This window comes from Wenyingzhuangia fucanilytica (assembly GCF_001697185.1).
In the GTDB taxonomy this organism is placed as follows: Bacteria; Bacteroidota; Bacteroidia; order Flavobacteriales; family Flavobacteriaceae; genus Wenyingzhuangia; species Wenyingzhuangia fucanilytica.
Map to the genome: position 1 here is coordinate 593,513 of NZ_CP014224.1, position 22,363 is coordinate 615,875.

23 protein-coding genes are annotated in these 22,363 nt (G+C 32.2%); 7 read left to right on the forward strand and 16 right to left on the reverse strand.

What is annotated here, in order from left to right; genetic code table 11:
* Positions 1-44: 44 nt before the first annotated feature.
* Genes arsC through AXE80_RS02615 form a run of 3 tightly spaced genes read left to right on the forward strand, consistent with a single transcriptional unit; the run spans position 45 to position 1,430 of the window.
* Entirely contained in the window at positions 45-386 is a 342-nt protein-coding gene (gene arsC, locus AXE80_RS02605; protein ID WP_068824345.1) for an arsenate reductase (glutaredoxin), read from the forward strand.
* Between the two features lie 15 nt (positions 387-401).
* Positions 402-974 carry a pseudouridine synthase gene (locus AXE80_RS02610; protein ID WP_068824346.1) on the forward strand — a complete coding sequence of 191 codons (573 nt, stop codon included), beginning with the start codon at positions 402-404 and terminating at the stop codon, positions 972-974.
* A gap of 30 nt (positions 975-1,004) precedes the next feature.
* Positions 1,005-1,430, forward strand: a complete 426-nt coding sequence (locus AXE80_RS02615; protein WP_068824347.1) for an MgtC/SapB family protein — start codon at positions 1,005-1,007, stop codon at positions 1,428-1,430.
* Between the two features lie 14 nt (positions 1,431-1,444).
* On the opposite strand, the gene hemG is transcribed toward AXE80_RS02615, so the two are convergent.
* The 7 genes from hemG to gcvP form a co-directional block, all read right to left on the reverse strand.
* The gene (hemG, locus tag AXE80_RS02620) at positions 1,445-1,972 is read right to left on the reverse strand and encodes a menaquinone-dependent protoporphyrinogen IX dehydrogenase (protein ID WP_068824348.1); all 528 of its coding nucleotides are present in this window, start codon (positions 1,970-1,972) and stop codon (positions 1,445-1,447) included.
* Between the two features lie 164 nt (positions 1,973-2,136).
* Positions 2,137-2,703: a pentapeptide repeat-containing protein gene (locus tag AXE80_RS02625; protein ID WP_068824349.1), complete on the reverse strand. Its 567-nt coding sequence runs from the start codon at positions 2,701-2,703 to the stop codon at positions 2,137-2,139.
* Between the two features lie 134 nt (positions 2,704-2,837).
* The gene (fumC, locus tag AXE80_RS02630; RefSeq protein WP_068824350.1) at positions 2,838-4,235 is read right to left on the reverse strand and encodes a class II fumarate hydratase; all 1,398 of its coding nucleotides are present in this window, start codon (positions 4,233-4,235) and stop codon (positions 2,838-2,840) included.
* A 138-nt stretch (positions 4,236-4,373) separates the two neighbouring features.
* Positions 4,374-5,384 carry a TlpA family protein disulfide reductase gene (locus AXE80_RS14485; protein ID WP_068824351.1) on the reverse strand — a complete coding sequence of 337 codons (1,011 nt, stop codon included), beginning with the start codon at positions 5,382-5,384 and terminating at the stop codon, positions 4,374-4,376.
* A gap of 158 nt (positions 5,385-5,542) precedes the next feature.
* A complete protein-coding gene (locus tag AXE80_RS02640; RefSeq protein ID WP_068824352.1) occupies positions 5,543-7,186 on the reverse strand; it encodes a pyruvate dehydrogenase complex dihydrolipoamide acetyltransferase in 1,644 nt (547 codons plus the stop codon).
* Between the two features lie 16 nt (positions 7,187-7,202).
* On the reverse strand, positions 7,203-8,201 hold the full coding sequence (gene pdhA / locus AXE80_RS02645; protein ID WP_068824353.1) for a pyruvate dehydrogenase (acetyl-transferring) E1 component subunit alpha: 999 nt from the start codon (positions 8,199-8,201) through the stop codon (positions 7,203-7,205).
* Between the two features lie 380 nt (positions 8,202-8,581).
* Complete coding sequence (gene gcvP / locus AXE80_RS02650) at positions 8,582-11,431, reverse strand: aminomethyl-transferring glycine dehydrogenase (RefSeq protein ID WP_068824354.1); 2,850 nt, start codon at positions 11,429-11,431, stop codon at positions 8,582-8,584.
* Positions 11,432-11,551: 120 nt separating this feature from the next.
* Here gcvP and AXE80_RS02655 point away from each other — a divergent pair, with 120 nt between their 5' ends.
* Positions 11,552-12,376, forward strand: coding sequence for a UbiA prenyltransferase family protein (locus AXE80_RS02655; RefSeq protein ID WP_068824355.1), 825 nt, complete (start codon positions 11,552-11,554; stop codon positions 12,374-12,376).
* Positions 12,377-12,427: 51 nt separating this feature from the next.
* On the opposite strand, the gene AXE80_RS02660 is transcribed toward AXE80_RS02655, so the two are convergent.
* Genes AXE80_RS02660 through rsfS form a run of 7 tightly spaced genes read right to left on the reverse strand, consistent with a single transcriptional unit; the run spans position 12,428 to position 17,804 of the window.
* Positions 12,428-13,021 carry a YceI family protein gene (locus tag AXE80_RS02660; protein ID WP_068824356.1) on the reverse strand — a complete coding sequence of 198 codons (594 nt, stop codon included), beginning with the start codon at positions 13,019-13,021 and terminating at the stop codon, positions 12,428-12,430.
* Positions 13,018-13,296 (reverse strand): acyl-CoA-binding protein, encoded by a 279-nt coding sequence (locus AXE80_RS02665; protein ID WP_068824357.1) that lies wholly within the window; start codon positions 13,294-13,296, stop codon positions 13,018-13,020. The genes AXE80_RS02660 and AXE80_RS02665 overlap by 4 nt, the downstream gene beginning before the upstream one ends.
* A 13-nt stretch (positions 13,297-13,309) precedes the next feature.
* Positions 13,310-13,963, reverse strand: coding sequence for a phosphatidylserine decarboxylase family protein (locus tag AXE80_RS02670; protein WP_068824358.1), 654 nt, complete (start codon positions 13,961-13,963; stop codon positions 13,310-13,312).
* 3 nt (positions 13,964-13,966) lie between these two features.
* On the reverse strand, positions 13,967-14,794 hold the full coding sequence (locus AXE80_RS02675; RefSeq protein WP_068824359.1) for a phosphatidate cytidylyltransferase: 828 nt from the start codon (positions 14,792-14,794) through the stop codon (positions 13,967-13,969).
* Positions 14,795-14,804: 10 nt separating this feature from the next.
* A complete protein-coding gene (locus AXE80_RS02680; RefSeq protein WP_068824360.1) occupies positions 14,805-15,398 on the reverse strand; it encodes an LUD domain-containing protein in 594 nt (197 codons plus the stop codon).
* Between the two features lie 27 nt (positions 15,399-15,425).
* On the reverse strand, positions 15,426-17,417 hold the full coding sequence (ftsH, locus tag AXE80_RS02685) for an ATP-dependent zinc metalloprotease FtsH (RefSeq protein WP_068824361.1): 1,992 nt from the start codon (positions 17,415-17,417) through the stop codon (positions 15,426-15,428).
* A gap of 24 nt (positions 17,418-17,441) precedes the next feature.
* Positions 17,442-17,804 (reverse strand): ribosome silencing factor, encoded by a 363-nt coding sequence (gene rsfS / locus AXE80_RS02690; protein WP_068824362.1) that lies wholly within the window; start codon positions 17,802-17,804, stop codon positions 17,442-17,444.
* Positions 17,805-17,880: 76 nt separating this feature from the next.
* Between rsfS and AXE80_RS02695 the strand changes: the two genes are divergently transcribed.
* Positions 17,881-18,621 (forward strand): biotin--[acetyl-CoA-carboxylase] ligase, encoded by a 741-nt coding sequence (locus tag AXE80_RS02695; protein ID WP_068824363.1) that lies wholly within the window; start codon positions 17,881-17,883, stop codon positions 18,619-18,621.
* Here AXE80_RS02695 and AXE80_RS02700 read toward each other — a convergent pair.
* Together AXE80_RS02700 and pyrE are read right to left on the reverse strand one after the other, a co-directional pair.
* On the reverse strand, positions 18,618-19,007 hold the full coding sequence (locus tag AXE80_RS02700) for an orotate phosphoribosyltransferase (RefSeq protein ID WP_068824364.1): 390 nt from the start codon (positions 19,005-19,007) through the stop codon (positions 18,618-18,620). The two genes, AXE80_RS02695 and AXE80_RS02700, sit on opposite strands and share 4 nt — an antisense overlap.
* Before the next feature lie 90 nt (positions 19,008-19,097).
* Positions 19,098-19,748 (reverse strand): orotate phosphoribosyltransferase, encoded by a 651-nt coding sequence (gene pyrE, locus AXE80_RS02705; protein WP_068824365.1) that lies wholly within the window; start codon positions 19,746-19,748, stop codon positions 19,098-19,100.
* 7 nt (positions 19,749-19,755) lie between these two features.
* Between pyrE and AXE80_RS02710 the strand changes: the two genes are divergently transcribed.
* Both AXE80_RS02710 and AXE80_RS02715 read left to right on the forward strand, forming a co-directional pair.
* Positions 19,756-20,352, forward strand: coding sequence for an NUDIX hydrolase (locus AXE80_RS02710; protein WP_157359328.1), 597 nt, complete (start codon positions 19,756-19,758; stop codon positions 20,350-20,352).
* A gap of 51 nt (positions 20,353-20,403) precedes the next feature.
* Positions 20,404-22,317 carry a protein-disulfide reductase DsbD family protein gene (locus AXE80_RS02715; protein ID WP_068824366.1) on the forward strand — a complete coding sequence of 638 codons (1,914 nt, stop codon included), beginning with the start codon at positions 20,404-20,406 and terminating at the stop codon, positions 22,315-22,317.
* The last annotated feature ends 46 nt before the right edge of the window (positions 22,318-22,363 follow it).

The following is a 22,363-nucleotide window of genomic DNA, read 5'->3' on the forward strand; positions in this document are numbered from 1 at the left end:
AACAAAAACCTGTTTAGTTCATAAATTATATAAACAATTTTAAAATGATAAAAATATACCACAACCCAAGATGTACAAAAAGCAGACAAGGTGTTGCTTTTTTAGAAGAAAAAGGAGTAGTATTTGAAGTTGTAAAATATTTAGATGAAACATTTACTTTTCAGAGCCTAAGCGAAGTAATTGCTGAATTGGGAATTTCTCCAATAGCATTGGTTCGTAAAAATGAAGCCATTTGGAAAAGTGATTTTAAAGGAAAAGAATTGTCTGATACTGAAATTATTCAAGCAATGGTAGATTTTCCAAAATTAATAGAACGTCCTATTGTTGTTCATAATGGAAAAGCGGTAGTAGCAAGACCTACGGAGAAAATAGAAGAAGTTTTATAATTTAATACACAATAAGTGCATCACCATTTTATCATACATAAACCTTATGGTTATTTATCTCAGTTTACTAGTGGTGAAAAATTAGCACATAAAAAAAAGTACTTAGGAGATTTATATACAGTGCCAGAAGGAACTATGGCTATTGGTAGACTAGATGAACCTAGTGAAGGTTTGTTGTTGTTGACTACCGATGGAAGTGAGAGCGAAAGAATAAGGTCTAATAAGGTAGAAAAAGAATATTACGCACAAGTTGATGGTCTTATCACTTTCGAAGCTTTAGAACTGCTAAAAAGCGGTGTTGTAATAGGAGTAAATGGTCAAGATTACAAAACAAAATCAGCTAAGGTTAAAAGCATAGTTTGTCCTGAAAAGTTGCCTCACAGAGCCAAAAGAATTCGAGATGATAGGCATGGTCCTACCTCTTGGGTTTCTATTACTTTAACCGAAGGAAAATTTAGGCAAGTAAGAAAAATGTGTTCTGCTGTTGGTTTTCCTGTGCTTAGATTAATTAGAGTGAGAGTAGGGCAAATGCATTTGTCTCAAATAAATGACTCAGGAATTTTAAAAGTCGATTCTTTTTTAATTTAATCAATTCTAAAAATCCTTATCTTTAGTTATATGGATATAAAAGATTTTATCATAAGGTTGATCGTGGCGCTTTTAGCTGGACTATGTATAGGGTTTGAAAGACAATGGAGACATAAGTCAGCAGGGTTAAAAACCAATATGTTAGTATCAGCAGGTTCAGCCATTTTTGTTTTATTATCGGTTAGGTTTTCTGAATTAAATACAGATGTTGATGTTACAAGAATTGTGGCTCAAGTTGTAACAGGGGTTGGTTTTTTAGGTGCGGGTGTTATTTTTAGAGAAGGAACTAATGTTCATGGATTAACTTCTGCCGCAACTATTTGGTGTAGTGCAGCCATTGGTTGTGTTGCTGCAACGGGATTTTATTTAGAAACATTCGTTTGTACGCTATTGGTAATTATTGTAAATGTAGTTATTAACCCTATTGATAATTGGTTAAAAGATAGGAAGAGTTAAAACAATCTATGTTATTATAGCTCACTAATCTTTGTGCAAAACTCATCTACTCTTTTCCAATCTGTGTACTCTATAGGTCTATCTGTGTGGATAGGACCATGAGTTATTTTCATAATAAGTTTAATCATCAGTTTATCAAAAAAGGAGTAAAGAGTATAATCTAATTTACCTCCGAACACATCTGTTAATGTTGGTTTCCAAGTAATTTCATTAAGAAATTTTATAAGGTAAGGATTTGTATCAGCGCTATTTTTGTCTTTATTTCTAGCAACTAGATTTACCGAAAAGAAAGCAGTTTTTATTTTACTCAACTCAATTTTATATTGGTTGATAAGGCGATAAATTGATTTATGATGTTTACCATATCTAATACTAGAACCAATAATTAATATTTTATAATCTAAGGAGAGATCATCAATAGTATCAGCAGGAATAAGTTCTACATTGTAGTTTTTACGTGATAATTGATCTTGAATAAATTCGCATATCTTTTTTGTATGCCCATCAACAGATGCATAAATGATTCCTATTTTATCAGCCATCACTTAATTTTTAGTATGAAAACAATTGTTGTTTTCTCTATCTAATTTAGTTAATTCTTAGTTAAAAATAGGACTAGTTAGAGGTTGTTTTGTTTTAAAATGAGGAAAAATGTAAGAGTTTTTTCTAAGAACGATGATAGTTTAAGAGGATAAAATTTTGTTAGCTAATCAATGATAATATTGTATTTATTTAATAAGCCTTGAATGTTTTCTATAGAAAAGATGGCTTTTTTAATATTATTGTTTTCAGGGTCTATAATATAATTTTTGGAAGTCTTAAAGTTGGCTTTTTCTAAATTAGTACGTTCAAATTTTGCTTTTGTAAAATCACAATTGTCAAAAAAAGCTTGTGATAAGTCACATTCAGAAAAATCTACATTTTGTAAAGAGGTATTTCTAAAAATAGTTTTTTTGATTTTTTGTTGATAAAAAGATGCATGGTTTAATGAGCAATTTTCAAATTGAAAAGAAAGACCAAAAGGATTACAGTTTTCAAATAGGATACCAATCATCTTACAGCTTTTAAATACAACTTCTTGTAATACTGTTTTGTTTAGTTTAACATTACTTAGGTTACAATCTATAAACTCACAGTTAGTAAATTCAATACCCGATAAATCACAGTCAGAAAAATTACAATTCACAAAAGAACATTCCTCATATTCTCCAGTTCTTAGAGGTGATCTTGTGTAATCTTCTTGTTCAAAAGTTTCTTCTTCAAAGTAATCCACGTTTTTACAATATTTAAAAGGTGATAAGTTATATTTTAATTTAAGTGATTTTATATCACTCCGTTTGGTGCTTAAAAATAAAAAACCGCTAACAAATAATGTAGCGGTTTTTTGATAATAAAAGATTTCTTATTTTATTTTAAAGAACCAATCATGTCTTCTGGTTTTACCCATTCGTCATATTGTTCTGGAGTAACATGTCCTAAACGTACTGCTTCTTCTTTTAAAGTAGTTCCGTTTGCATGAGCTGTATTTGCTATTTCAGCAGCTTTGTAATATCCAATTTTGGTGTTTAAAGCAGTTACCAACATTAAAGAGTTGTTTAATAACTTTTCTATAACAGGATAGTTTGGTTCAATTCCAACAGCACAGTGCTCTTCAAATGATACACAAGCATCACCAATTAAACGAGCAGATTCAATTAAGTTTTTAGCCATTACAGGTTTAAATACGTTTAATTCGTAATGACCTTGTAATCCACCAACACCAATAGCTACATCGTTACCCATAACTTGTGCAGCTACCATAGTAATAGCCTCACATTGTGTTGGGTTAACTTTTCCTGGCATAATAGAAGAACCTGGTTCGTTAGCAGGAATGATTAATTCTCCAATTCCAGAACGTGGTCCAGAAGCCATTAAACGAATGTCATTTGCTATTTTGTTTAAGGATACAGCAATTTGTTTTAATGCTCCATGCGTTTCTACAAATGCATCATGAGCAGCTAAAGCTTCAAACTTGTTTTCAGCAGTTACAAAAGGTAATCCTGTAAATTCTGCAATCTTTTGAGCAACCAATACATCGTAACCTTTAGGAGTGTTTAATCCTGTTCCTACAGCAGTACCACCTAAAGCCAATTCAGCTAAGTGAGCTAAAGTATTTTTTAAAGCTTTTAAACCATGGTTTAATTGAGATACATAACCAGAAAATTCTTGACCAATAGTTAATGGCGTAGCATCCATTAAATGGGTTCTACCAATTTTAACTACATCTTTAAACGCTTCTGATTTTGCTTGTAAAGTATCACGTAATTTTTCAACTCCAGGAATGGTGTTTTCTACAATAATTTTGTAAGCTGCAATATGCATTCCTGTTGGGAATGTATCGTTAGATGATTGAGATTTGTTTACATCATCGTTAGGTTGGATTGCTTTTTCACCTTCTCCAATAACCCCACCAGCTAATTCTTGAGCACGGTTGGCAATTACTTCGTTAGTGTTCATGTTAGATTGAGTTCCAGAACCTGTTTGCCAAACAACTAAAGGAAATTGATCATCTAATTTACCAGCTAAAATTTCATCACATACTGCAGAAATTAAATCTCTTTTGTTTTCAGCCAACACTCCTAAATCACAGTTTGCGTGTGCAGCTGCTTTTTTTAAGTAAGCAAAACCATAGACTATTTCTAAAGGCATGCTCCCTGCAGGACCAATTTTAAAATTGTTTCTAGATCTTTCTGTTTGTGCTCCCCAATACTTATCAGCAGGTACTTGTACCTCACCCATAGTATCTTTTTCTATACGATATTTCATTGGATATTTATTTTATTCTCTTAACAATCAAAGATAAGCCGATTGCTTTTTTATTTAAAAAATTGTTGTTAAAACTTGTTCAAATTCTGCAACATTACACAGATTTTTATAATTGTTGAAGTATTTCAACATCTTTATTTAGGGTAAACTTTTTAACAAATCATCAATTTGATTGCTAGAGGGTCTAGGTGCGTTTGCAGATATGATTTTTCCTTCAGTATCTAATAAAATAAAGCGAGGAATTCCTGTTACATTATAAGCATTTGTGAATTCTTGATCTTCATCAGCAAATAGCTGTACACCCCCCATTTCTTTTTCTTCAATCATTTTTTTCCATGCTGATTTAGCATTTTTTCTATCCACAGAAATACTCACAAATTTGATATTCTTTTTATGAAATTTCTTTTCTAGTTTTTTAAGGTATGGAATTTCAGCTTTACAAGGTGGACACCAAGTAGCCCAAATATCGATATACACATAATTACCACGCAAATCTTTTAAAGAGGTTGTTCCTCCTTTAAAGTTTTCGTAATTGTTAAATTCAGGGGATAAATCTCCTTTTTTTAAGCTTCCATCAAGTCCATTGATAGCCTTATATTGTTGTTCTAAATTTTTAATAAAGAACTCTAAATTTTCTTTTTCTGTTTTGATGACAAAGGGATTGATGTCTTCGTATTCTTTTAACAATGCTTCTATATTACCAACCATTGTTATTTTAAAATCTTTAAAAGCATCTGGTTCTAAACCATTAATACTATCTATACTCTCAAAGATTTGTTCTGTATAAGCTTCTCTTTCTTTTAAATAGTTATTAGCTCTTTCACCATGACCAGAATAGCTTAATGAGTGCTCATAATCCTTGGCATCTAAGTTGATTTTTAATTGAGTTTCTTTGTCTAAAAAAAGTGTTTTTTGAAAAGGCCCAATTTGGATAAAACAAAACTTTCCATCAACATTAATAGTGTCTTTAAAAGTTCCATTATTGATCTTTATTTTTTTTACTTGTGATGGGGTTTTTAAAAGAACCTCGGTAATTTCACTTGGTAAGTTGTCTATTTTTCCTGAGATGCTTGATTGTTTAGGAGTATTGTTACAAGCTATAACAAGCAAAGTTATGCTTGCTATAAAAATTCTTTTTAAATGATTCATGTTTTTTTATTCTGTTAAAAAATATATCTTAAGAATCTAATAGCATATATCAAGCCAATTTTAAGAATATAATTTCTTAGTTCTTACAAAATCTAAGATATAAAAAAAACACCTTTGTAATGAAACAAAGGTGTTTTTAGATATGTTTATAAAATTGCTTAAGCAATCATAGTAACAGGGTTTTCTATATACTGTTTTAATGTATTTAAGAAAGCAGCTCCAACAGCACCATCAATAGTTCTGTGGTCGCAAGACAAAGTTAAATTCATTACGTTACCAACAACAATTTCTCCGTTTTTAACAACAGGTTTTTGTTTGATACCACCAACAGATAAAATAGCTGAGTTAGGTTGATTGATGATAGAAGTAAAGTTATCTACACCAAACATTCCTAAGTTAGATACTGTAAAAGTACTTCCAGACATTTCTGCAGGAGTTAACTTTTTGTTTTTAGCTTTGATAGCTAAGTCTTTTACTTCAGCACCAATTTGAGTTAAACTCTTAGTGTCTGTAAAAGGAATTACAGGAACTACTAAACCATCTTCAATAGCAACAGCAACACCAATAGCAATATGTTCGTTATAGATTGTTTTTTCAACAGTCCATTCAGTATTGATTTGTGGGTGTTTTCTCAATGCCATTGCAGAAGCTTTTACTACTAAGTCATTAAAAGAAACTTTAGTATCAGGTAACTCATTAATTTGTTTACGAGAAGCCATGGCATTGTCCATGTCTACATCTAAACTAATAGTAAAGTTTACATTTTCCGTTTGAGATTTGTCTAAAGCTCTAGCAATTGCTTTACGCATGTTAGAGTTTTTCTCTTCTCTTTGGCTAATTTCTCCAGCAGGAGCAGCAGCTACAGCTTTCGCAGCAGGAGCAGCAGCTTCAGTAGCAGGAGTATAGTTCTCGATATCTACTTTTACAATTCTTCCACCTTCACCAGTACCTACAACTTTTGCTAAGTTGATTCCTTTTTCTTCAGCCAAAGCTTTAGCTAAAGGAGAGGCAACGATTCTTCCGTTTTCAGAATTGATTGCACTTACTTTTTTAGTAGCAGTAGGAGCAGATGCTTTAGGAGCCTCTGTTTTTGCTGGAGCAGGAGCGGCAGCAGCTTTTGGCGCTTCGGCAGCAGGAGCAGCTTTAGGAGCTGGAGCACTTGCTTTACCAAAATTAGCAGCTACAGCAGAAACATCAGTTCCAGCTTCACCAATAATTGCTAATAAACTATCAACAGGAGCAGTTTCTCCTTCTTCTAGTCCAACATATAAAAGAGTTCCTTCGTTAAAAGACTCAAACTCCATCGTAGCTTTATCTGTTTCGATTTCAGCTAAAATATCACCTTCTTCAACCTTGTCTCCAACTTTCTTTAACCAAGAAGCAACAGTACCATCAGTCATTGTATCACTTAAACGAGGCATTGTCACAACAATTACTCCTTCAGGGATAGCAACTTCTTCACTTGCAGGAGCTTCTTCTGCAACAGGAGCAGCTTCCTCAGTTTTTGGTGCTTCAGCAGCAGGTTCAGCAGAACCACCACCTAATAATCCAGAAATGTCTTCACCTTCTTCACCAATGATAGCTAATAAACTATCAACAGGTGCTGTTTCTCCATCTTCTAAACCAATGTGTAATAAAACACCTTCGTTAAAAGATTCAAATTCCATAGTAGCTTTATCAGTTTCGATTTCAGCTAAAATGTCACCTTCTTCAATTTTGTCTCCAACTTTTTTAAGCCATTGAGCAACGGTTCCTTCAGTCATCGTATCACTCAAACGTGGCATGTTAATTATAGTAGCCATAATTTATTGTATGGGATTATTTATGTTTAACAAATGGGTAGTTCTCTTGCTCATATACCATATCGTATAATTGTTGCTTATCTGGATATGGAGATTCTTCTGCGAATTTCTCACACTCAGCTACCTTGCTCTTAACGTCTTTATCAATCTGTTTGATTTCCTCGTCTGTTAAGTATTTTTCTTTTTTAATAATATCTAATACTTGCGTAATAGGATCTATTTTTTTGTACTCTTCAACTTCTTCTTTAGTACGGTAGTGTTGCGCATCCGACATAGAGTGACCTCTATAACGGTAAGTTTTCATTTCTAAGAAAGTTGGTCCATCTCCTCTACGAGCTCTTTCCATCGCTTCGTCCATTGCCTCAGCAACTTTTATAGGGTTCATTGCATCAACAGGTCCACAAGGCATTTCGTAACCTAAACCTAACTTCCAAATATCTTGGTGGTTTGCAGTACGTTCAACAGAAGTTCCCATTGCATATCCATTGTTTTCTACAATAAATACTACTGGTAATTTCCAAAGCATTGCCATGTTAAAAGTTTCATGTAAAGAACCTTGACGAGCAGCACCATCACCAAAACAACAAATAGTAACACCACCTGTATTGTGGTACTTGTCACCAAAAGCCATACCAGCACCTAAAGGAATTTGTCCTCCTACGATACCATGACCTCCATAAAAACCATGTTCTTTAGAGAAAATGTGCATAGAACCTCCCATACCATGAGAAGTACCTGTAGCTTTTCCGTACAATTCGGCCATTACTCTTTTAGGATCTACTCCCATACCAATCGGTTGTACGTGGTTACGGTAAGCTGTAATCATTTTGTCTTTACCTCCTAATTCCATAACATGTAAACATCCTGCTAAAATAGCTTCTTGACCGTTGTACAAGTGCAAGAATCCTCTAACTTTTTGTTGGATGTACACTGCAGCTAGTTTATCCTCAAACTTTCTCCAGAAAAGCATGTCCTTATACCAGTTGATATAGGTTTCTTTGGTGATTTCTTTCATGATTTGTTTTAAATTTATAATAAACAACCTACGTATTTATACGTAAATTAAGCTTTATATTTATAGAATAGGAGCAAAAATAAGACATTATAAGTAAGTAATAAACATCTAGAATCACTTTTTTAATGCCTGTTTCATAAGATTTTAACAGGTTTTTAAAATTGATGGGTTGAATTTCGTGGGAGGTGTAAAATTGATTTTAGTTATATCGCTGTAGTTTAGTTGTTTATGTTGTTTTTTTATTATTTTTTTTGATGTTGAATATCGTTATGAAAAAAATTATATTTTTTTGAAATTTTTTCTAAAAAAATATGTTCAAAATAAAAAACTCTATCCATTTAACATAGATAGAGTTTTTGTAAAATTTTTATAGACTTATTTTAAGCTTCTATATAACTTTCAATTGGTTCACAAGAACAAACTAAGTTTCTATCACCATAAGCATCGTCTACTCTACGAACTGTAGGCCAAAATTTATTTTCGGCTATATTCTCAATTGGGTAGGCTGCTTTTTGTCTAGAATAGCTAAAATTCCACTCATCCCCAGTAAGCATTTGTTGGGTGTGAGGAGCGTTTTTTAATACTGAGTTTTCATCGTGTATTTCCTGTTCATCAATTTCTGCTTTGATGCTCAATAAGGCGTTGATAAATGTATCTAATTCCTCTTTATTTTCGCTTTCCGTTGGCTCAATCATTAATGTACCAGCTACAGGAAATGATACTGTTGGTGCGTGGAATCCATAATCCATCAATCTTTTTGCGATATCAACCACCTCAATTCCTTTGGCTTTAAAGCTTCTAAAGTCAACAATCATTTCATGTGCACAGAACCCGTTTTCTCCAGAATATAAAATATTGTATTCAGATTCTAATTTTGTTTTGATGTAGTTGGCGTTTAAAATAGCATTTTCAGTTGCAGATTTTAATCCTTTTGCTCCTAACATTTTTATATATCCATAAGATATCAAACAAACTAGGGCAGACCCCCAAGGAGCTGCAGAAACTGCTTTGATAGCTTTTTCTCCACCCGTTTTAATAACAGGGTTTGAAGGTAAAAAAGGAGCAAGGTGCTCTACTACACAAATAGGTCCAACTCCAGGTCCACCACCTCCGTGTGGAATGGCAAAAGTTTTATGTAGGTTTAAGTGACATACATCTGCTCCAATAGTTGCAGGATTTGTTAATCCTACTTGTGCATTCATATTAGCGCCATCCATGTATACTTGACCACCGTTGTCGTGAATTAACTGGGTGATTTCTTTAATTCCGCTTTCAAAAACCCCGTGAGTAGAAGGATAAGTTACCATTAAACAAGATAAATTGTCTTTGTGTAAAATGGCTTTTTCTTTTAGGTCTTCAAAATCAATATTTCCTTCATCTGTAGCTTTTGTTACTACTACTTTCATTCCAGCCATTACTGCTGATGCAGGGTTGGTTCCATGAGCTGATGAAGGGATTAAACAAATATTTCTGTGATGATCTCCTCTAGATTCATGGTATGCTTTAATGGCTAATAAACCTGCATATTCACCTTGTGCCCCAGAGTTTGGTTGTAATGATGTAGCGTAAAATCCTGTGATTTCGTTCAAATCATTTTCTAAACCTTTTAAAACTTCTTGGTATCCTTGTGCTTGGTCTACAGGAACAAATGGGTGAATATTCCCCCAGTTAGGCCAACTTAAAGGCAGCATTTCTGAGGCTGCGTTTAATTTCATGGTACAAGACCCTAAGGAAATCATTGAGTGGTTTAATGATAAATCTTTACGCTCTAATTTTTTAATATAACGCATCATTGCTGTTTCAGAATGATGGGTGTTAAAAACAGAATTTGTTAAATATTCCGAAGTTCTTTTGAATTCAGGTTTTACATCAACTTCTATTAGTTCGTGAATTTGAGTAAAGTTTTTACCTGCTGCCTTGGTTAAAATTCTAACAATCTCATTAATATCTTCAAGATTGGTCGTTTCGTTAATGGCAATGGTAACAGAGGTTTCTGAATTGTATAAAAAGTTAACATGTAATAATTCTGCTATTTCTTTTACTTTGCTTGCAGAAGGTACAGTTACATTTAAAGTATCAAAAAACACTTTGTTTACTTGTTCAAAACCTAAATCTGTTAATGTTTTGTGTAATGTATAAGTGTGGTTTAAAATTTTGTTGGCAATGTATTTTAATCCTTTAGGCCCGTGAAAAACGGTATACATTCCTGCCATTACAGCTAATAATACTTGAGCTGTACAGATGTTAGAAGTAGCTTTTTCTCTTTTGATATGTTGTTCACGAGTTTGTAAAGCCATACGTAAAGCACGATTTCCATCAGTGTCTTTAGTTACTCCAATAATTCTACCTGGTAAAGATCTTTTATATTCTTCTTTTGTAGCAAAATAAGCTGCATGAGGTCCACCATATCCCATTGGGATTCCAAAACGTTGAGTAGTACCCACAACAACATCTGCTCCCCATTCTCCTGGAGGTGTTAATAAAGTTAAACTTAATAAATCTGCAGCTACCGCTATTCTGGTTTCTGTTTCGTTTGCTTTTTTAACAAAATCGGTATAATCAACTACTTTTCCGTTTTTTCCTGGGTACTGCACAAGTCCACCAAAAATATTATCAGAAAACTCAAAAGTTTCATGGTTACCAATAATCAAATCAATGTGTAATGGAGTTGCTCTAGAGATTAATACATCAATAGTTTGTGGCAATACATTGTCTGATACAAAAAATTGTAATGCATTTTTTTTCTTTTGATTTCTACTTCTTGTATTAAAAAGTAAAATCATAGCTTCTGCTGCTGCGGTTCCTTCATCTAACAAAGAAGCATTGGCAATTTCCATCCCAGTTAAATCTGTAACCATGGTTTGGAAATTCAGTAAAGCTTCTAATCTTCCTTGAGCAATTTCTGCTTGGTAAGGAGTGTATGCTGTATACCATCCCGGATTTTCTAATACATTACGTTGGATTACTCCAGGAGTAATGGTTGGGTGATATCCTAAACCAATATAGTTTTTGAATAATTTATTTTTTACAGATAATTTTTGAATGTGATCCATGTATTCATGTTCACTTAAGGCAGGAGCTAATTGTAGTTCTTTTTGTAAAAGAATATCTTTTGGAACTGTTTTCTCTATTAATTCTTGTATAGACTCAACATTAATAGCTTTAAGCATTTCAGCTTGTTCCTCTTGGTTAGAACCTATGTGTCTTTGTGCAAAAACATCTGTTTTCATAAACGAAAAAATAATTATTTTGAAGCCACAAAAATACGGATAATAAAAGTTTTATTTTTGTTCTATTGTCAAATGTTTTAACCAATTTTGATAGTTATTGTTGATAAGTACAAATAAAGGATGAAATTTATAAAAGCCCTTTTTCAATTTTACGTCTATAGCAATTTACATGTATCTATTGCAGTAGCTTGTTTGGTGATGAGTGTTGGTTTTTTATTTGATGTAGCTGTTAGTAGAGAAGCGCTGTTGTTAATGTGTGCTACTTTTGTTTCATATCACTTAATTAGATTTTTAAACCGTCATAAATATGGTAAAAAACATTTGTTAGATGTTTTTAGTAATGAGTATAAAGTGTTGATTTACCTAATGATAGCGGTTGCAATGATTGTAGGTTTATATGAGTTGATACAGTTAAAATTGATTCAGTTTTTACATCTACTTCCCTTTGTAGTGTTAACCTTGTTGTATGCTTATAGCTTTATAGGTAAAAATGGTGTTAGACATTCTATTCGTTTTGTTCCAGGAATAAAAATATTTGTGATTGCTTTTGTTTGGGCAGGGACAGTAGTGTTTTTTCCTGTAGCTTCATCGGTGGTTTTTGATGTAAATCACTTTTTATACTTTTTAAGTTTATTACTCTTTGTTGTGGTGTTAACACTTCCTTTTGATATTAGAGATTTGTCTTTTGATGAAAAAAGCATAAGAACTTTACCTATGCTCTTAGGGTTAAAAGGAGTTAAGTTTTTAGGAGTTGTTTTGTTAGTATTATCTATTGGTTTACATTGGTTTGTGTTTGCAAGCCGTGGTTTGTTTGCGTTTTTAATATGTGCGGTAATCCTAGCTTTTTTATTGTTTTATGCTAAAGAAAAACAACCTAAGTATTACGCTTCCTTTTGGGTAGAAGGAATTCCGATATTGTATTATATTTTATTGATATATGCATAAAAAAAAAGCACCTTAGATAGGTGCTTTTTGATAAAGTATGTGATGATGGGATTAGAAGTTTAGAACAACATCTAAATCTACAGTATCCCAAGTTTTACTAATTTGATCTTCACCTGTATGTAATAATTCACACGCTTTGTGTAAAGAAGCCAAAGCTTTTTCTGCGTGCCAAGTATTTAAATTGATTGTTGCTTTTAAATACGCCGTTCTATCTTGAACTTGTAAAGTATATGGTAAATCGTGAGTTTCGTTGTTCATGGTTAAAGAAATAATTCCTGAATTATTATTTGTTTTGGTAACAGTACCAGAAAGCATTTCTGTATTGTCCATAACCCCAAAGAATAAAGTTTTTAGTTTGGTGTCTCTAATTTCGTTATCACTAAAAACACTACTTACAGGAATAGAAAATTCTACACCATTTAAAGCTTCATCAATAGTTGCTCCTTGTTGATTGTTATTGATGTTAACAGTCTGCATTTGACCTTTTACACCAACTTTATTTGTAAACTTATAACCTGTCCAGTTTACAACAACCGTTTCTGCATTTAACTGATAACTTGGTGTTTCAGTTTTGTTTTCTTTTTTTGATGGTTTACATGCTGCCAATGTTGCAACAGCCAATAAAATAAGAGCTACTTTTTTCATGATATTTTTTGATTTGTATATTTTTCTACGAGTTTAATATATTCTTTTTGAGCTTTCTTGGGTGAAATTCCTCTTAATTGCATCCAAGCATTGTATTTAAACGAACTTCTTAAGTCTTGTTCTTGATTTGCATTAAAGCTAAAATCATCTCCTTTGGTCGCTTGCTTATAATACGCATAGAATTCTAGCATAATATCAGGTGGAAGCGTATCCATTTCTAAGGCCAACTTTACCGCTTTGTTAAAGCGTTCTTTTAATAAAGAATCATCACTCATAAATTATAAAAAATTATAAAGATGCAATTACATCTTCTGCACCTTTTACCGTTTGATTTAAAGATACATTAATTTTAGAATTTAAAGGTAAAAACAAGTCTACTCTTGAACCAAATTTAATAAACCCAGCGTCAGTACCTTGTAATACCTCTGTTCCTTCAACAGCATAGTTTACAATTCTTTTTGCCAAAGCTCCAGCAATTTGTCTATATAAAACTTCTCCAAAAGTAGTGTTTTCTATCACAACAGTTGTGCGCTCATTTTCTTCAGAAGCTTTAGGGTGCCAAGCTACCAAAAATTTTCCTGGATGATATTTGCTAAATTTTACCAATCCGCTTAAACCATATCTTGTAACGTGTACATTTAATGGGCTCATAAAAATAGAAACCTGTAACCTTTTATCTTTAAAGTATTCAGGTTCATATACCTCTTCTATAACAACAACCTTGCCATCAACTGGAGCTACCACATGGTTTTCAGAAACATTTGTAACTCTTTTAGGATTTCTAAAAAACTGTAACACAATTACCACAAAGAATAATAAAACAGCATAGATGATATATTGCAACCAAGGCAAATCTTCTAATAAAAAATAAGTTAAGTCTGTACCAATTAATGCTAAGATTAAGGTCGCTAAAATGATGGTTTTTCCTTCTTTGTGAAACATAGTTTATGAAATTAGTTGTAAGTAAAAGTATATAAATGGAGAGGCAAAAACCAAGCTATCAAAACGATCTAAGACACCTCCATGACCAGGAATTAAATTCCCGCTATCTTTAATGTTTGCTGCGCGTTTAAACATAGATTCTACCAAGTCTCCAAGACTACCAAAAATGCTTATGACCAAACTTAGCCCAAGCCATTGTAGTAAAGAAAATTGAGTAAAATATATAGATAAAATACTAGCAGTAATTAATGTAAAAAGAAGTCCCCCAACAGAACCTTCAACAGTTTTGTTAGGTGATATTCTTTCGAATAATTTTGTTTTACCAATACTTTTTCCTGTTAAATAAGCAAAAGTATCTGTAGACCATACTAAAATGATACATCCTAAAAATGTAGTTCCCTCGTATGTGTTTGTGGCATTACAAAATGGTATGGCTATTATAATGGTAAAAGGAAGGATGGCGTATAAATAAGTTAAAAATACAATCCCTAAATCCATAAAAGGCGATTTGTTTACTCTTTTAAAAAGTACAATTAAAAAAGCCAAAAATAGTAAAACATATATAAAAGCAGCATTTATTTCGGTAACGGAAATGTAGTTGCTAAGGTTAAAATGTTCTTTTAAAATAGTAATACTTCCAGCAGATAATAAAAACGAAAAGATTCCAAGAATATTAAAAAATGGGGTTTTATAGTTGCTTAGTTTTTGAAATTCATGAATAGCTACTAACATGAAAAAGAAAAACAATATATAAAAGGTAATACTACTATATAGTGTTGCAAACACTAATATGGTAACAAAAATGATTCCTGAAAAAGCTCTTTGCAACATAAATTAAATATTATAAATCTTCTATTAAGATAAGGTAGGTGTTTTTGCAGTTAGAAAGACCATAGTTCATAAAAGTTTCCTTTTTTTCGTCATTACCATAGTTTCTAATATCACAAATATTGGTTGGAATTTTATGTTTACAGTTGGTTTTAATTCCTGTTAAACCTTCTCCCATGTTTTTTACAATTTGACTTGTGGTAGCCATAACAATAAAATTATTGTTCAACTCGGCCAATCTCATTTCGCTAATTTGATTAGAGGATAACATAATGTTTCCTGAATCAGCTACAAGGTGTTCACAAGTAGTGAAAAAGGGGCTATTATAGTTAGAGGTAGAGATTGGGGTTTTAGTTTTGTTTGAGAACTCTATTAATTTGGGGGTAATACAAGAAACTTGATCCCAGTCATTTTCTTTTAATATTCGGATAAAAATTTCTAAAGCTTCATTTTCTGAAATACAGTATAGAAATTTTCCTCCTTTATTGATAAAGTTATGTACAAACAAATCATCTAAAGACAAAACAACGGGATGTTCGTTGATTTTTTTGTCTTTAGATGATGGTTTAGATTTTGAATTTTTAAAAAGTTTATCAAATAAACCCATATAAATAAATTCTTGCTTTACTGAGGTTTAGCTTTTAACCTCAGAATTGTTTTCTTCTGTTGTTTCTTCTTGGTCTTTAAGTTTTTTTTCTAAGACTTCACTTTCAGATAAAAAAGCTCTTTGTCCAAAAATCTTAATTAAATCGTCTTTAAAGATAACTTCTTTTTCTAACAATCGTTCAGCTAACTCGGTTAATTTGTCTTTGTTCTCTGTTAAGATTTGGATGGCTCTTTGATATTGTTGTTCAATTAAAAGACTAATTTCTTCGTCAATTAACTGAGCAGTATTTTCACTATAAGGTTTTGTAAACCCATATTCTTGACCACTTGAATCGTAATAAGTTAAGTTTCCAACCTTTTCGCTTAAACCATAAATACTTACCATGGCTCTAGCTTGTTTGGTAACTTTTTCTAAGTCGCTTAAAGCACCAGTAGAAATTCTATCAAAAATAATTTTTTCTGCAGCTCTACCCGCTAAAGTAGCACACATTTCATCTAACATTTGTTCTGTTTGAACAATCATTCTTTCTTCTGGTAAATACCAAGCAGCACCCAAAGATTGACCTCTAGGAACAATGGTTACTTTTACCAATGGTGCAGCGTGCTCCAACATCCAGCTAGCAGTAGCATGTCCTGCTTCGTGGAAAGCAATAGTTTTCTTTTCTTTAGCAGAAATAATTTTATTTTTCTTTTCTAAACCTCCTACAATTCTATCTACAGAATCTAAAAAGTCTTCGTTTTCAATAGCTTCTTTTCCTTTACGAGCAGCCATTAAAGCAGCTTCGTTACAAAGGTTTGCAATATCTGCTCCAGAAAAACCAGGTGTTTGTTGTGCTAAGAAATCAACCTTAACATCGTTTCCTAATTTTAAAGGTTTTAAGTGTACTTTAAAAATAGCGTTACGCTCATTTAAATCTGGTAAGTCAACATAAATTTGTCTATCAAATCTACCTGCACGCATTAAAGCTTTATCTAATACATCTGCACGGTTAGTAGCAGCAATAACAATAACATTTACATCGGTACCAAAACCGTCCATTTCGGTTAACAATTGGTTTAATGTATTTTCACGTTCATCGTTACCACCTGTCATATTGTTTTTTCCTCTAGCTCTACCAATGGCGTCAATTTCATCGATAAAAATAATAGAAGGAGATTTTTGAGCAGCTTGTTTAAATAAATCTCTTACTCTAGAAGCTCCAACTCCAACAAACATCTCCACAAAATCAGAACCTGATAAAGAGAAAAAAGGAACACCAGCTTCACCAGCAACAGCTTTTGCTAATAAAGTTTTACCTGTACCTGGAGGCCCTACTAATAAAGCTCCTTTAGGAATTTTACCACCAAGGTTTGTGTATTTTTCTGGACTCTTTAAAAAGTCTACAATTTCTTGAACTTCTTCTTTAGCTCCTTCTAAACCAGCAACATCTTTAAAAGATACTTTTACTTTTTGATTTTCATCAAATAGCTTTGCTTTAGATTTTCCGATGCTAAAAATTTGACCACCAGCACCTCCGCCAGCAGCTCCACCAGACATTCTTCTCATAAAGAAGATCCATAATCCTAAGATTAAGATGAATGGTAAAAATCCTAAGATAGAATCAAAAAGGTCTGTTTTGTTTACGTTTTTAAGGTCAATAGACAAGTTGTACTTCTCTTTATTTTCCTTAATAACATTTTCAAAATTTTCTAAACTACCAAAATTATAAGTCAATACAGGTTTTGCATTTACCCACGGCAAAGATTCGTCTTTGCTTTGAGAAGTAAATTCTTTTTGAGCTTCTTCTGTTAAATGAATTTCGGCATAATCGTTATTAACAATTAGGATGTTTTCAATACTGTTAGAGCGTAATAAATCTTCAAATTTATTTCTAGAAATATCTGTATTGGTGATATTGTTTCCAAAAAAGTTAAAAGATATAATTACGGCAATAATAGCTGCGTAAATCCAATAAGAATTAAATTTTGGCTTAAACCCATTAGGATTGGGTTTAGGTTGGTTTTTTGGCTCTTTGTTCATTTTGTTTTTTGTATGCTTTTTTGATTATGAAATCTTAGTGATTTTAGCATCACCCCATAACCCTTCAATATCATAAAGTTCTCTAACTGGTTTTTGGAAAACATGTACTACAACATGAATATAGTCTAATAATATCCAATTGGCTTGTGATTCTCCTTCTACGTGAAAAGGTTTTTCTTGAGCTTCTTTTCCGACTATTTTTTGAATTGACCCTGATATGGCACTAACATGGGTGTTAGAAGTACCCGATGCTACTACAAAATAGTCACATACTGTGTTATCTATTTCGCGTAAATCTATCAATTGGATGTTCTCTCCTTTTACCTCGTCAATTCCTTTTAAAATGGTACTAATTAGTTGATCAGTACTTACGTGTTTTTTAGACATTAAAAAATCTTTAGTTTTGCTGCAAAGTTATCGTTTTTTAAGTGATAACTTACACTAATATAATTATAATTTATTTGTGAATATAATCAAACTTAATGCCATCGACTCTACAAGTCAATTTTTGAAAGATTTGGCAAAAAAATCGGAATTAGAAAACTTTACTGTTGTGGTGGCCGATGAGCAATTGGCAGGGAAAGGACAGATGAATACTGTGTGGCATTCGGAAAAAGGAAAAAACTTATTGTTTACAGTTTATGTGGAATTAAAGGGCTTACCTGTAAATTTAATTCCCTATATCAGTTTTTTATCGGCAGTAAAAATAAAAGAAGTAATTGTAAATGTTTTAGGCGGTACCTCTAAAATAAAGGTAAAGTGGCCTAACGACATAATGTCATATAACGACAAGATTTCGGGAATATTAGTAGAAAATCAATTAAGGCAACAGCAAGTTGATGCCTGTTTTATAGGTGTTGGGTTAAATGTAAATCAACTTCAATTTCCTTCGCATTTAACTAAGGCTAACTCTTTAGCCAATATAAAAGGAGTTGTTTTTGATAAAGAAATATTGCTAGAAAAAATAATTTTGGCATTAAAAAAAGTGATGTATGTTGATTATATCATCAATAATTTAGAAAAAATAAAGCAAGATTATTTAAATAGTTTGTACAAAATCAATACTCCAACCATGTTTATGGATGGAGATGAAAAACCTTTTATGGGTAAAATTGTTGATGTTACCGATGAAGGTCTCTTGCAATTAGAAAAAGAAGATGAGCAAATTTATAGTTACGCAGTTAAAGAAATTAAACTCCTTTAAATGTTTTGCAAATTATTGCTTAATGCGTTAATAAAATTGGTTAACGGTTTTTTAACCATCATAGCCATCATAGGGTTAAAATTACCATTAAAAAATAATTGAGCAGAGGTGCTGTTTTCCGAAATAGCTTTTAACTCAATTGTTAAAGTAAAATCTAATTTGCTAGAAGCTGCTCCTAAAACTATTTTATTAGGGGCTGTTTTTTCTTTTAATATCAATCTAATTTCTGGCATTCCTGTTAAACCAAAAATAAAAGAGTCACCATCTACCTCAAACTTTTCTTTATTGTCTGGCATCAATTTTTCAAAGTTGTTTAAATCTGTTAAAAAATCAAAAGTTTCTTGGTTTGATTTAAATATGGTTACTAATGGCGTTTCTAATTTCATTTTGATATTATTTTGAAGTACAAATATAATTATTGAAGCTAAAAAAAGCATCTTAAAATAATTAAGATGCTTTTTGATATGTTGATTTTATTAATCTTCTTCGTTAGTCCATTTGTCTGGAGCTTTTCTCCAAGTTTGTATCATTGCCAATTCATTAGCAGTAATATAGTTGTTTTTAACAGCTTGTTCTATTAAAACTTGATAGTTGCTTAAGGTAGTTAAGCTAACATTTGCTGCTTCAAAGTTTTTATCTGCAATAGGAAAACCATAAGTAAAAATAGCCATCATTCCTTTAATGTTTACACCAGCTTCCTTTAAAGCTTCAACAGCTAATAAACTACTTTTACCTGTGCTAATTAAATCCTCAACAACTACAACATTAGAACCTTTTTCAAGATATCCTTCAATTTGATTCATTCTACCATGCTTTTTAGGCTCTGGTCTAACATATACAAAAGGAATTCCTAGTTCTTGAGCAACCAAAACACCAATAGCAATAGCTCCAGTAGCAACACCAGCAATTACATCTGGTTTACCATATTGTTCTTCAATAGCTTTTGCCATATTGGTTTTTAGAAAATTTCTTATCATAGGATAAGAAAGCGTAATTCTATTATCGCAATATATTGGTGATTTCCAACCCGATGCCCATGTAAATGGATTAGAAGGTTGTAATTTAATTGCTTTTATTTTTAAAAGCTGTTCTGCGGTATTATTTGCTGTATCTTTGTTAAAAATCATAGTGCAAATGTATAAAGTTTTTATCAATGAAGTTCCAGTTTTTTTTACAGAAAAAAACAATGAATTAGCAGGTTTTTTTTCTGTAAAATATCAAGAACTTGATTTCTTAAATATGTATCAACAGATTCAAAAGAATCTTGCTGCGAAAATAAATGTTATTTGTGACAATTTGGAAAATGATTGGTGCAATTTTCTATTAAATTTTCAAGTTCGAAGCGCAGCAGGTGGTGTAGTAAAAAATACACATGATGAAATTTTATGGATTTATAGATTTGATACCTGGGATTTACCCAAAGGACATATAGAAAATGGGGAGTCTAAAGAAATTGCAGCGGTTAGAGAAGTAGAGGAGGAGTGCAATGTTACTGAGCTAAAGATTGATAAAGAACTAGAAACTACTTATCATGTTTTTGAACACAAAGGTGTTTTGGTGATGAAAGTTACTTATTGGTTTGCTATGCATACTAATTTAAAAGATTTTGATTTGGTTCCGCAAGTAGAAGAAGGAATTACCAAAGTTGTTTTTAAATCGGTTCAAGATTCTAAAAAATGTTTGGAGAACACCTATGGAAACATCAAACTATTGTTGGAACAATTGTTGTAGATAGCCTGTAAAGTTTATAAAAAGTATTCGTCTTAGTATTAAATTATTTTCATGAAAATTTCATTACATCTCCTTAAAATAGCTATTCTTTTTGCTTTTTTTTCTGTTAATGCTCAAATTCACAACCCTGTTTCATGGACTACTTCTGTAGAAAAAACAGACAAAGGTAATTTGGTTTTGGTCAGCACGGCAACTATTGAAAAAGGTTGGCATTTATACAGTCAAAATATTGGTGATGGTGGCCCAATACCTACTACTTTTTATTATCCAGAAAACATAAAAACTGTTGGAGATACAAAAGAAGAAGATGGTGTTGAGGTAGATGATCCTATTTTTAATATGCCAATTAAATACTTTGGAGATAAAGCTGTTTTTAAACAAGAAATAACAGTTACAGATTTGTCCTCAGTAGAAGCTTCTGTAGAGTATATGGTTTGTAATGATGAAATGTGTTTACCTCCAAAAGAGGTGAGTTTAACTTATGATTTAACTAAAGTTACAACCAAAAACACAAGTGTAACAAGTATTGATGATAACAAAGATAAAAGTTATTGGACCTTATTTATTTTGAGCTTTTTAGCAGGTTTAACCGCTTTGTTAACTCCATGTGTTTTTCCAATGATTCCTATGACGGTGAGCTTTTTTACCAAACAAAGTAAAAACAGAGCTGTTGGAATTAAAAATGCAATTATTTACGGAATAAGCATTGTGGTAATTTATGTTTTACTAGGAACTTTTGTGGTTGGAGTTTTTGGAGCAGATTCTCTAAATAAATTGTCTACAAGTGTAACTTTTAATATAGCCTTTTTTGCGATTTTAGTCTTTTTTGCCTTGTCATTTTTAGGGGCTTATGAATTGGTTTTACCAAGTTCTTGGGGGACTAAATTAGATGAAAAAGCAGATAGAGGTGGGTTGATTGGAATCTTTTTTATGGCTTTGGCTTTGGCAGTGGTTTCCTTTTCTTGTACTGGGCCAATTGTGGGTACTGCATTAGTGCAATCTGCATCGCAAGGAGGAGTCGCTCCTATTATTTCTATGCTAGGATTTTCTTTAGCCATAGCAATTCCATTTACTTTATTTGCAGTTTTTCCAGGATGGTTAAATTCTTTGCCAAAATCTGGTGGATGGCTAAATACGGTAAAAGTAGTTTTAGGTTTTTTAGAATTGGCCTTAGCGTTTAAATTTTTATCAAATGCAGATTTGGTGTTACAAGCACATTGGTTAGAAAGAGAAATATTTATTGCTATTTGGATTGTTATTTTCTTATTCTTAGGGATTTATTTGTTAGGAAAAATACGTTTACCTCACGATTATCAGCCTGTTGAACAAGTGTCTGTAACTCGATTGATGTTGGCTATATTGAGTTTTACATTTGTGGTATATATGATTCCAGGATTGTTTGGAGCGCCTGTAAAATTGATTGGGGCATTTGTGCCTCCGTTGGAATATAGTGAATCTCCAAATGGAGTTTTAAATGCAACATCATCATCAATTAATACGCATCAAGATTTACCAGATGGAGCTCATATTTTAGCTCCCTATAATATTTTAACTTTTAACGATTACGAAAAAGGTTTGGCCTATGCTCAAAAAGTAAACAAACCTGTGTTGTTAGATTTTACAGGTAGGGCTTGTGTAAATTGTAGAAAGATGGAACAAAATGTTTGGACAGTTCCTGCAGTTTTAGATGTTTTGCAAAATAAAGTAGTGTTGATTTCTTTGTATGTAGATGATCGTCAGAAATTACCCACAGAAGAAATATCTCCAGTTACAGGTAAACCGTATAGATATATTGGTCAAAAATGGTCAGAATTTCAAGAAAAGAGATACAAAACCAATGCGCAACCTTATTATGTGATTTTAAATTCTAAAGGAGAAGATGTTGGTAGTCCTGTAGGATATACACCTGATGCTGAAGAATATTTAGATTGGTTACAGCAAGGAGTTGCTCAAGCAGGGAATTAAGGTTTTGTTAAAACTAGCTTAACTTCATCGGCTTATCTTCAAACTA

Excerpts from the sequence above, each read along its gene's own strand:
- arsC (WP_068824345.1), top strand. The coding sequence starts at position 45 with ATGATAAAAATATACCACAACCCAAGATGTACAAAAAGCAGACAAGGT.
- AXE80_RS02615 (WP_068824347.1), top strand. The coding sequence starts at position 1,005 with ATGGATATAAAAGATTTTATCATAAGGTTGATCGTGGCGCTTTTAGCT.
- hemG (WP_068824348.1), bottom strand. The coding sequence starts at position 1,972 with ATGGCTGATAAAATAGGAATCATTTATGCATCTGTTGATGGGCATACA.
- fumC (WP_068824350.1), bottom strand. The coding sequence starts at position 4,235 with ATGAAATATCGTATAGAAAAAGATACTATGGGTGAGGTACAAGTACCT.
- AXE80_RS14485 (WP_068824351.1), bottom strand. The coding sequence starts at position 5,384 with ATGAATCATTTAAAAAGAATTTTTATAGCAAGCATAACTTTGCTTGTT.
- AXE80_RS02640 (WP_068824352.1), bottom strand. The coding sequence starts at position 7,186 with ATGGCTACTATAATTAACATGCCACGTTTGAGTGATACGATGACTGAA.
- pdhA (WP_068824353.1), bottom strand. The coding sequence starts at position 8,201 with ATGAAAGAAATCACCAAAGAAACCTATATCAACTGGTATAAGGACATG.
- gcvP (WP_068824354.1), bottom strand. The coding sequence starts at position 11,431 with ATGAAAACAGATGTTTTTGCACAAAGACACATAGGTTCTAACCAAGAG.
- AXE80_RS02655 (WP_068824355.1), top strand. The coding sequence starts at position 11,552 with ATGAAATTTATAAAAGCCCTTTTTCAATTTTACGTCTATAGCAATTTA.
- AXE80_RS02660 (WP_068824356.1), bottom strand. The coding sequence starts at position 13,021 with ATGAAAAAAGTAGCTCTTATTTTATTGGCTGTTGCAACATTGGCAGCA.
- AXE80_RS02665 (WP_068824357.1), bottom strand. The coding sequence starts at position 13,296 with ATGAGTGATGATTCTTTATTAAAAGAACGCTTTAACAAAGCGGTAAAG.
- AXE80_RS02670 (WP_068824358.1), bottom strand. The coding sequence starts at position 13,963 with ATGTTTCACAAAGAAGGAAAAACCATCATTTTAGCGACCTTAATCTTA.
- AXE80_RS02675 (WP_068824359.1), bottom strand. The coding sequence starts at position 14,794 with ATGTTGCAAAGAGCTTTTTCAGGAATCATTTTTGTTACCATATTAGTG.
- AXE80_RS02680 (WP_068824360.1), bottom strand. The coding sequence starts at position 15,398 with ATGGGTTTATTTGATAAACTTTTTAAAAATTCAAAATCTAAACCATCA.
- ftsH (WP_068824361.1), bottom strand. The coding sequence starts at position 17,417 with ATGAACAAAGAGCCAAAAAACCAACCTAAACCCAATCCTAATGGGTTT.
- rsfS (WP_068824362.1), bottom strand. The coding sequence starts at position 17,804 with ATGTCTAAAAAACACGTAAGTACTGATCAACTAATTAGTACCATTTTA.
- AXE80_RS02700 (WP_068824364.1), bottom strand. The coding sequence starts at position 19,007 with ATGAAATTAGAAACGCCATTAGTAACCATATTTAAATCAAACCAAGAA.
- pyrE (WP_068824365.1), bottom strand. The coding sequence starts at position 19,748 with ATGATTTTTAACAAAGATACAGCAAATAATACCGCAGAACAGCTTTTA.
- AXE80_RS02710 (WP_157359328.1), top strand. The coding sequence starts at position 19,756 with ATGTATAAAGTTTTTATCAATGAAGTTCCAGTTTTTTTTACAGAAAAA.
- AXE80_RS02715 (WP_068824366.1), top strand. The coding sequence starts at position 20,404 with ATGAAAATTTCATTACATCTCCTTAAAATAGCTATTCTTTTTGCTTTT.